This window comes from Streptomyces ipomoeae 91-03 (assembly GCF_000317595.1).
GTDB lineage: Bacteria > Actinomycetota > Actinomycetes > Streptomycetales > Streptomycetaceae > Streptomyces > Streptomyces ipomoeae.
The window spans coordinates 1-9,519 of the sequence record NZ_AEJC01000218.1; the positions used below are offsets into that span (position 1 = coordinate 1).

At 69.9% G+C, this 9,519-nt stretch carries 5 protein-coding genes; 3 read left to right on the forward strand and 2 right to left on the reverse strand.

Going from position 1 to position 9,519, the window contains the following annotated elements; translation table 11 throughout:
• Positions 1–135 precede the first annotated feature (135 nt).
• Entirely contained in the window at positions 136–753 is a 618-nt protein-coding gene (locus STRIP9103_RS14430) for an Rv3235 family protein (RefSeq protein ID WP_048820282.1), read from the reverse strand.
• A 462-nt stretch (positions 754–1,215) separates the two neighbouring features.
• Here STRIP9103_RS14430 and STRIP9103_RS14435 point away from each other — a divergent pair, with 462 nt between their 5' ends.
• Positions 1,216–1,734: a DUF6912 family protein gene (locus tag STRIP9103_RS14435; protein ID WP_009310551.1), complete on the forward strand. Its 519-nt coding sequence runs from the start codon at positions 1,216–1,218 to the stop codon at positions 1,732–1,734.
• A gap of 256 nt (positions 1,735–1,990) precedes the next feature.
• Positions 1,991–2,668, forward strand: a complete 678-nt coding sequence (locus STRIP9103_RS14440; RefSeq protein WP_048820283.1) for an HAD family hydrolase — start codon at positions 1,991–1,993, stop codon at positions 2,666–2,668.
• Positions 2,669–2,805: 137 nt separating this feature from the next.
• Here the strand turns inward: STRIP9103_RS14440 and STRIP9103_RS14445 are convergent, their stop codons facing one another.
• A complete protein-coding gene (locus STRIP9103_RS14445) occupies positions 2,806–3,372 on the reverse strand; it encodes a DJ-1/PfpI family protein (RefSeq protein ID WP_009310547.1) in 567 nt (188 codons plus the stop codon).
• A gap of 1,152 nt (positions 3,373–4,524) precedes the next feature.
• On the opposite strand from STRIP9103_RS14445, the gene STRIP9103_RS14450 reads away from it, so the two are divergent.
• On the forward strand, positions 4,525–9,498 hold the full coding sequence (locus STRIP9103_RS14450; RefSeq protein WP_009310549.1) for an NAD-glutamate dehydrogenase: 4,974 nt from the start codon (positions 4,525–4,527) through the stop codon (positions 9,496–9,498).
• Positions 9,499–9,519: the final 21 nt, after the last annotated feature.

Here is a 9,519-nt window from a genome sequence, read left to right on the forward strand (position 1 = left end):
GGCCCTTCGTGTGCCCGAATGCGATGGTCTGGCCGGTGCGGCCGTCGGTGCGGTCGTACCGGCCAGACGTTGGTGCGGCCGTCGGTGAGGCTGTCGATGCGGCTGTTCGTGTGGCTTTCGGCCGCGCTCCCGCGCTCAGTCGTCCTCGCGCGGGGGCCTCGGGCCGCCCAGTTCCACCGCCGTGCAGCGCCAGCGGTGGTCGGGGCCGTGCTCCAGGCGGAAGGCCATGGCGCGCAGTCGGTCGCCCGCGCCGATGCGGGCGAAGACCTCCAGGGCGCCCGGGGCGGCGACGTAGTAGCCGATGTCGCGGACGACCGGGTGGGCGCCGTGGGTGGTGCGCAGCGGGCCGCGTTCGGCCAGCCAGGCCAGCTCGTCGTAGGCCCGGCCCGCGGTGTGGCGGAGCATGCTGTGCACCGGGCGCCGGCCGCTCAGTACGGCCAGGAGGAGGTCGGCGAAGTGGTCGGTGGGGCGGAGCTGGGGGATCTGGGGAAGCTGGGGGACGGGTCGGCTGGGGGCCGTACGACTGGGGGTGTCGGCGGGTGTCGTACGGGTTGGGGCGTTGGCGGGTGTCGTGCCGGGCTGGGCTGGGGTGGGGGCGGCTGGGGCTGGGCGGGGGGTGTTTCGAGTCGTTGCGGTGCGGCCTCCGCCTGGGGTTGTTGTGCGTGCGGGGGTACGGCCGGGGCGGCGGGTGTCGTGGCGGACGGGCGGGCGAGTGCCGGGCCGGCGCTTGGTCCTGGTCATGACCTTGTTCATGGGGATCCCCGTTCGTCGGTGAAGCCGCTGGGTACCAATGGGTAACTTCGCGGTGGGGATCTTGTACGAGGCCGGAGGGGGCCGTCGCAAGGAACGGCGGCGTTCGGGGGCGGCCACGAAAAGTTCACCTATCAGGGTGACTCGGAGGGGGGCCGGGCCTGGTGGGATGGGGGCGCACCGGGTGAGGTCGCGGCGTGGGGTGGACGCGTCCCGGGGGTCTGATGGGGGCTCGAAAGGGGACGCCCGCGCGTATTCTGAAGGCCCTCCGAGGTCCCTTCGGGGGTCTTTCGGGGTCTCTCTCCGAGGAGCCTTCGCGGGGCGGTGTGTGCCGGTTGGGTGTGGGCCGTCCTCGCTGGTGCGGATCATCGGTGGGTGCGGATCGGCCTCGGTGGGCATGGATCGTTCTCGCCGGAGCCTTCCGTGGAGTCCTGACAGCGAACACGACTACGAAAGCGGCCTGCCATGCGCGTCTACGTCCCCCTGACCCTCCCCGGGCTCGCCGAGGCGTACAAGACAGGTGAGCTGGGGGAGGAGGGGCCGCTCGTCGCGTACGCCGTCACACCGGGGTTGCGGGAGTGGTACCTGTCCGATGACATCGAGGAACTGGAGTACGCGGCGCTGAACCGGGCCGCCCTGGCGTCGTTGCGGCTGGTGGCCGCCGAGCCGGGGGCTGCTCGTCGACGGGTCGTCGTGGCCGTGGACGTGGCCGACCGGGATGCGGTCGCCGATCCCGACCGGGGGCTCGATCCGGCCGCGCTCGGAGAGGTACGGGTGGCCGGGCCGGTGCCGTTGGCCAAGGCGGCGGCTGTGCATGTCGACTCCGTCGATGCGGAGGGGGAGGTGGGGGAGGCCGCGGATGCGTTGGAGGCCGCGGATCAGGGGGACGACGATGCGCAGTTCATCGTGGACGGGGCCGACGACCACGAGTTGTTGTGGTTCGCGACTCAGGAGATTCCGAACCTGGTGGGGCTGGGAGGCTGAGGTTCCATCGGGTGGGCGCAGCCGGGTACGGCTGAAGGCCGCCTTCGACATGTTCCGCCGGATGGGCGCAGCCGAGTACGGATGAGGCCGGGTGGGCGCGACCGAGTACGGATGAGGTCGCAGTCGGCGGTGCGGCTGCCCAGCGCCCGCAGCCGGGGCTGCGGGCGCTGGAGTCAGGGCTGCTGTTCGGATGCGTGTGCGGGTGGCGTACGTGTGGTCACGGTGCGTTGTCAGTGGGGGCGGGTACGTTCTTGGTATGGGGAAGTACGGAGCAGGGGCGCATATCGTCTGGGACTGGAATGGGACGTTGTTCCATGACAACGAGGCGATCATCGGGGCGACGAACGCGGCGTTCGCGGAGTTGGGGGTCGGGCCGCTCACGTTGGAGCGGTATCGGGAGCTCTACTGCGTGCCGGTGCCGAAGTTCTATGAGCGGTTGATAGGGCGGCTGCCCACCGACGAGGAGTGGGAGGCCATGGATGACGTCTTCCATCGGTACTACGCGGAGCATCGGGTCACGTGTGAGTTGACCGAGGGGGTGCCGGAGCTGCTCACGGAGTGGCGGTCGGCGGGGCGGAGTCAGTCGATCCTCAGCATGTATGTGCATGAGGAGCTGGTTCCGTTGGTGCGGGGGTTCGGGATCGAGCCGCACTTCGTACGGGTGGACGGGCGGACCGGGCCGTCCGGTGGCAGCAAGGCCGAGCACATGGTGCGGCATCTGCGCCGGCTCGTGGGAGTGGAGGCGGCTCGTACGGTGGTGATCGGGGATGCCGCCGATGACGCGGTCGCCGCGAGATATGTGGGGGCGCGGGCCGTGCTCTACACCGGGGGGTCCCACAGTCGGGCCAGCCTGGAGGGGGTTGGGGTGCCTGTGGTCGACACGTTGGAGGAAGCGGTCGCGGAGGCGGAGCGGCTGGTGGCGGCGTCGACGTAAGGAGGGGCGCCGTTTTGGTTCCGGGGGCCGTGGCGTGCGGCGGCTCTGGACCCCCGGGCCCGGTCCTTGAAGGGCGTTTGGAGGTGCGGCGCACTGGTGGATCGCGACCCCCGGCTCGTGGTTCCCGGTGCCTGCCGTTACGTCACCGGGGCCTTCGTCCTCAGTACCGTCAGGAACTCTCGCATCCAGCGGGAGTGGTCCGGCCAGACGCGGGCGGAGACGAGGGTGCCGTCGACCACGGTCTCGGTGTCCTGGAAGACGGCGCCGGCTGCCTGCATGTCGAGTTCCAGGGCGGGGTACGCGGTGACGCGGCGGCCGTGGAGGGCGTCCACGGCGGCGGTGAGCAGGGGGCCGTGGCAGATCTGGGCGACCGGTTTGTCGATGTCGAAGAACGACTTGAGGATCTTGCGGAGTTCGGGATCGTTGCGGAGGTACTCCGGGGCGCGTCCGCCGGGGATGACCAGGGCGGCGTACTGGCCGGGGTCCACCTCGGAGAAGGCCAGGTCTGCGGGCCAGGTGTAGCCGGGCTTCTCGGTGTAGGTGTCGAAGTCGGGTTCGAAGTCGTGGATGACGAAGCGGAGGGTTTTGCGGGTGGGGGCGGCGATGTGGACGTCGTAGCCCTCTTCGCGTAGGCGCTGGTAGGGGTACAGGACCTCCAGTGACTCCGCCGCGTCGCCGGTGACGATGAGGATCTTGGGTGTCATGGTGGGTTTTCCTCGGCCATGGGGTGGGCTTTGTCGGGTTGCTGACGGGGTTCGTTGGATTCGGGCTTCATCGGGTTTTGTGGGACTTACTGGTCAACGTGCCTCCGGGTGGGGGGTTTGCCAAGGGGGTGGGTGACGGCGGGGGTTGGCTTGGGTTGGGAGGGCGGAGGTCGGCTCGGGCTGTGGGTGGAGCCGGACTCGGGTTTTTCGCCCCCGCCGCCCCTACCCGTCCCATCCTGGGGTTCCGCCCCAGACCCCGCTCCTCAAGCGCCGGAGGGGCTGGTGGAGCGCGGAGTGCAGGAGGGTGCCGGCGTCCCCGGCGCCCATCAAGGCCTCGCACAGCCCGGCCCCGCCGCAGCCCCTGCGGCACCCGTCCCGCCCTGCTGCAGCTCCGCTCCTGTCACGGCTCGCCATGGGCCGGGGCTTGGCCGGCGGTACCCGGGCCGGGACTTGGTGAGCGGCGCCTTGGCGAGGCGGGTTGGGGCGGGGCGGGGCGGGGCTTTGGCGGGGCGAGGCGGGTCGGGCCGGGACTTGGTGAGCGGCGCCTTGGCGAGGCGGGCCGGGGCTTGGTGAGCGGCGCCTCGGCGGGGCGAGGCGGGTCGGGGCGGGGCTTTGTGGGCGGGGGCCCGGGTGGGTGAGGTGGGGGCGGAGTAGGCCGCGCGGGCTCTCGGGTGGCTCGGCTGGGCGGGGGTAAGCTCAAAAGTGCAGGGAGCGCACTGCGCAGAGTGTCAAAGTTTGGGGTTTGGATTTGTACACATACGGCTCATGACGGGGCCCCCGTCCGGAGCGATAGCCTTGGTGGCGTGATCAGCGCGATAGCTCGCGGGGGCGTTGTTGTTCCCGCTTTGCGCCCGGTCGGCACGGACGGCGTCCGGGGCCGGGCGGCGGTCGCTGGTCCTCGCGGGTGGAAGGGAACGTCGAAGGTTCCCGGGGCGTCGAGTGCAGCCCGTGGACAGGTGGGGCGGGACACGCAGAGAGCAGTGTCACACCCCTGTCGGGCGCCGAGAATGGCCGATTACCCCCCGCTCATCTCACCCTGCGGCATAGCGTCGAAGCAGACCGGACACCCCGTGTCGTGGCGTCGCGTCGGAGGGGTCGAGACCGTACTTCCTTCTACGTCACGCAACGGCGCGCGACAGGAGCCAGAGGACAATGCAGACCAAGCTGGACGAAGCCAAGGCCGAGCTGCTCGAAAGGGCCGCCCGGGTAGCTGAGAACAGCCCGGTCGGGGGGCACCTACCGACTGGGACGACGAGCGAGAGTACGTCGGGAGCCCCGGACCACGACACCATGCTCGCGTTCCTCCAGCGCTACTACCTGCACACCGCCCCGGAGGACCTGAGCGACCGCGACCCGGTCGATGTCTTCGGAGCCGCCCTGTCCCACTACCGGCTGGCCGAGAACCGCCCCCAGGGCACGGCCAACGTGCGGGTCCACACACCCACGGTGGAGGAGAACGGGTGGACGTGCAGCCACTCCGTCGTCGAGGTCGTCACGGACGACATGCCGTTCCTCGTCGACTCCGTGACCAATGAGCTGTCACGGCAGGGGCGGGGCATCCATGTGGTCATTCACCCGCAGGTCGTCGTACGGCGGGATGTGACCGGGAAGCTCGTCGAGCTCGTCACCGAGCCCACGGCCGTGGCCGCCGCCTCCGCCGCCGTCGCGGCGGGCGAGACGCTGCCGCACGACGCGCACATCGAGTCCTGGATCCATGTCGAGATCGACCGGGAGACCGATCGGGCCGATCTGAAGCAGATCACCAATGATCTGCTGCGGGTTCTGTCCGATGTGCGGGAGTCCGTCGAGGACTGGGAGAAGATGCGCGACGCGGCGTTGCGTATCGCCGACGGACTGCCCGTCGAGCACACCGCCGACGATCTGCGCGACCGGGACATCGAGGAGGCCCGCGAGCTGCTGCGCTGGCTCGCCGACGACCACTTCACCTTCCTGGGGTACAGGGAGTACGAGCTGCGCGACGACGACTCGCTGGCCGCCGTCGCCGGGACCGGGCTCGGGATCCTGCGGGCCGATCCGCAGCACGGCGGGACCGATCAGCATCCCGTCAGCTCGTCCTTCGAGCGGCTTCCCGCCGATGCGCGTGCCAAGGCGCGTGAGCACAAGTTGCTCGTGCTGACCAAGGCCAACAGCCGGGCCACCGTGCACCGGCCGTCGTACCTCGACTACGTCGGCGTGAAGAAGTTCGACAGCGAGGGGAACGTCGTCGGTGAGCGGCGGTTCCTCGGACTGTTCTCCTCGGCCGCCTACACCGAGTCCGTGCGCCGGGTGCCCGTCATCCGGCGGAAGGTGGACGAGGTCCTGGAGGGGGCCGGGTTCTCGCCCAACAGCCACGACGGGCGCGATCTGCTCCAGATCATGGAGACGTATCCGCGTGACGAGCTGTTCCAGACGCCCGTCGACGAGTTGCGGTCCATCGTCACGTCCGTGCTGTATCTGCAGGAGCGGCGGCGGCTGCGGCTGTATCTGCGGCAGGACGAGTACGGGCGCTACTACTCCGCCCTCGTCTACCTGCCGCGTGACCGCTACACCACCTCCGTACGCCTCAGGATCATCGACATCCTGAAGGAGGAACTCGGCGGCACCAGCGTCGACTTCACCGCCTGGAACACCGAATCGATTCTCTCCCGGCTGCACTTCGTGGTCCGGGTCCCGCAGGGCACCGAGCTGCCGCAGCTCACCGACGCCGACAAGGAGCGCGTCGAGGCCCGCCTGGTGGAGGCCGCCCGCTCCTGGGCCGACGGCTTCGGCGAGGCACTCAACGCCGAACTCGGCGAGGAGCGCGCCGCCGAGCTGCTGCGCCGCTACAGCAACGCCTTCCCCGAGGGCTACAAGGCCGACCACTCCCCCCGCGCCGCCGTCGCCGACCTGGTCCGGCTCGAACAACTGGACCAGGACGAGGACTTCGAGCTCAGCCTGTACGAGCCCGTGGGCGCCGGGCCCGGCGAGCGCCGGTTCAAGATCTACCGCAAGGGCGGGTCCGTCTCGCTCTCCGCGGTGCTGCCCGTGCTCAACCGGCTCGGTGTCGAGGTCATCGACGAGCGGCCGTACGAGCTGCGCTGCACGGACCGTACGACGGCGTGGATCTACGACTTCGGGCTGCGGATGCCCAGGTCGCAGGGGCCCGGCGGGGACTTCGTCGGGGACGACGCCCGTGAGCGGTTCCAGGAGGCCTTCGCCGCCAGCTGGACCGGGCGGGCCGAGAACGACGGGTTCAACGCGCTGGTGCTGAGCGCCGGGCTCACCTGGCGGCAGGCCATGGTGCTGCGCGCGTACGCCAAGTATCTGCGGCAGGCCGGGTCCACGTTCAGCCAGGACTACATGGAGGACACCCTCCGGAACAACGTCCACACCACCCGGTTGCTCGTGTCGCTGTTCGAGGCGCGGATGTCGCCGGACCGGCAGCGGGCCGGCCTGGAGATCGTCGACGCGCTGCTCGAAGAGGTCAACGCCGCGCTCGACGAGGTGGCCTCCCTCGACGAGGACCGGATTCTGCGGTCCTTCCTGACCGTCATCAAGGCGACCCTGCGGACCAACTTCTTCCAGGAGGCGGTCGGCGGCAAGCCGCACGACTACGTCTCCATGAAGTTCGACCCGCAGGCCATCCCCGATCTGCCGGCGCCGCGTCCGGCGTTCGAGATCTGGGTGTACTCGCCGCGGGTCGAGGGTGTGCACCTGCGGTTCGGGAAGGTCGCCCGAGGCGGGCTGCGCTGGTCGGACCGGAGGGAGGACTTCCGGACCGAGATCCTGGGCCTGGTCAAGGCGCAGATGGTGAAGAACACCGTCATCGTGCCGGTCGGCGCCAAGGGCGGGTTCGTCGCCAAGCAGCTGCCGGACCCGTCCGTGGACCGGGACGCCTGGCTGGCGGAGGGGATCAGGAGCTACAAGACCTTCATCTCCGCCCTGCTCGACATCACCGACAACATGGTGGCCGGAGAGGTCGTACCGCCCGCCGACGTCGTACGGCACGACGGCGACGACACCTACCTCGTCGTCGCCGCCGACAAGGGCACCGCGACCTTCTCCGACATCGCCAACGAGGTCGCCGAGAGCTACAACTTCTGGCTCGGCGACGCCTTCGCCTCCGGTGGCAGCGCCGGCTACGACCACAAGGGCATGGGCATCACCGCGCGCGGCGCCTGGGAGTCCGTCAAGCGGCACTTCCGGGAGCTGGGCGTCAACACACAGGCCGAGGACTTCACGGTCGTCGGCATCGGCGACATGTCCGGTGACGTGTTCGGCAACGGCATGCTGCTCAGCGAGCACATCCGCCTGGTCGCCGCCTTCGACCACCGGCACATCTTCATCGACCCCCACCCGGACGCGGCCACCTCGTACGCCGAGCGGCGCCGCATCTTCGAACTCCCGCGCTCCAGCTGGGCGGACTACGACACCGAGCTGATCTCCACCGGCGGCGGCGTCTTCCCGCGCACCGCCAAGGCGATCCCGGTCAACAGCCACATCCGGGACGCCCTCGGCATCGAGGGCAAGGTCTCCAAGATGACCCCGGCCGAGCTGATGAAGGCGATCCTCCGGGCGCCGGTCGACCTGCTGTGGAACGGCGGCATCGGCACGTACGTCAAGTCCTCGACCGAGTCGCACACCGACGTCGGGGACAAGGCCAACGACGCCATCCGCGTCGACGGGGGGGACCTCAGGGTCCGGGTCGTCGGCGAGGGCGGCAACCTCGGCCTGACCCAGCTCGGCCGGATCGAGTTCGCGCAGAACGGCGGCAAGGTCAACACCGACGCCATCGACAACAGCGCGGGCGTGGACACCTCCGACCACGAGGTGAACATCAAGATCCTGCTCAACGGGGTCGTCTCCGACGGCGACATGACCGTCAAGCAGCGCAACAAGCTGCTCGCCGAGATGACCGACGAGGTCGGCCGCCTCGTCCTGCGCAACAACTACGCGCAGAACACGGCCATCGCCAACGCCCTCGCCCAGTCCAAGGACATGCTCCACGCCCAGCAGCGCTTCATGCGCTACCTGGTCAGGGAGGGCCATCTCGACCGGGCGCTCGAATTCCTGCCCAGCGAACGGCAGATCCGCGAGCGCCTCAACGCCGGGCAGGGCCTCACCGGCCCCGAGACCGCCGTACTCCTCGCCTACACGAAGATCACGGTCGCCGAGGAACTGCTGCACACCTCACTGCCGGACGACCCGTATCTGCGCAAGCTGCTGCACGCGTACTTCCCGACCGCGCTGCGCGAGCAGTTCTCCGAGCACATCGACAACCACCCGCTGAGCCGTGAGATCGTCACGACCCTGCTGGTCAACGACACGGTCAACACGGGCGGTACGAGCTTCCTGCACCGGCTGCGGGAGGAGACCGGGGCCTCGCTGGAGGAGATCGTCCGGGCGCAGACCGCGTCCCGCGCGATCTTCGGGGCGGGCCCGGTGTGGGACGCGGTCGAGGCGCTGGACAACAAGGTCGACGCGGCCGTCCAGACCCGGATCCGGCTGCACTCCCGCCGCCTCGTCGAACGCGGTACGCGCTGGCTGCTCAACAACCGGCCGCAGCCGCTGCAGCTCACCGAGACCATCGCGTTCTTCTCCGAGGGCGTGGGCCAGGTCTGGGCCGAGCTGCCCAAGCTGCTGCGCGGCGCCGACCTGGAGTGGTACCAGCAGATCTACGACGAGCTGACGGCCGCCGGGGTCCCGGACGAGCTGGCCACGCGCGTCGCGGGCTTCTCCTCCGCTTTCCCGGCGCTCGACGTGGTCTCGGTCGCCGACCGCATGGGCAGGGACCCGCTGGCCGTCGCCGAGGTCTACTACGACCTCGCCGACCGGCTGCGCATCACCCAGCTCATGGACCGCATCATCGAGCTGCCGCGCGCCGACCGCTGGCAGTCCATGGCCCGCGCGGCGATCCGCGAGGACCTGTACGCCGCGCACGCGGCCGTCACCGCCGACGTCCTCGCCGCCGGCAACGGCACCTCCACGCCCGAACAGCGCTTCAAGGTGTGGGAGCAGAAGAACGCGGCGATCCTGGGCCGGGCCCGCGTCACGCTGGAGGAGATCCAGAGCTCCGACACGTTCGACCTGGCGAACCTTTCGGTGGCCATGCGGACGATGAGGACGCTGCTGCGCAGCCACTCGTAGAGTACGCAGCCACTCGTAGGA

What these genes read in the sequence shown, in the direction of transcription:
- STRIP9103_RS14445 (WP_009310547.1), bottom strand. Translation starts at nt 3,372, where the DNA reads ATGACACCCAAGATCCTCATCGTCACCGGCGACGCGGCGGAGTCACTG.
- STRIP9103_RS14450 (WP_009310549.1), top strand. Translation starts at nt 4,525, where the DNA reads ATGCAGACCAAGCTGGACGAAGCCAAGGCCGAGCTGCTCGAAAGGGCC.
- STRIP9103_RS14435 (WP_009310551.1), top strand. Translation starts at nt 1,216, where the DNA reads ATGCGCGTCTACGTCCCCCTGACCCTCCCCGGGCTCGCCGAGGCGTAC.
- STRIP9103_RS14430 (WP_048820282.1), bottom strand. Translation starts at nt 753, where the DNA reads ATGAACAAGGTCATGACCAGGACCAAGCGCCGGCCCGGCACTCGCCCG.
- STRIP9103_RS14440 (WP_048820283.1), top strand. Translation starts at nt 1,991, where the DNA reads ATGGGGAAGTACGGAGCAGGGGCGCATATCGTCTGGGACTGGAATGGG.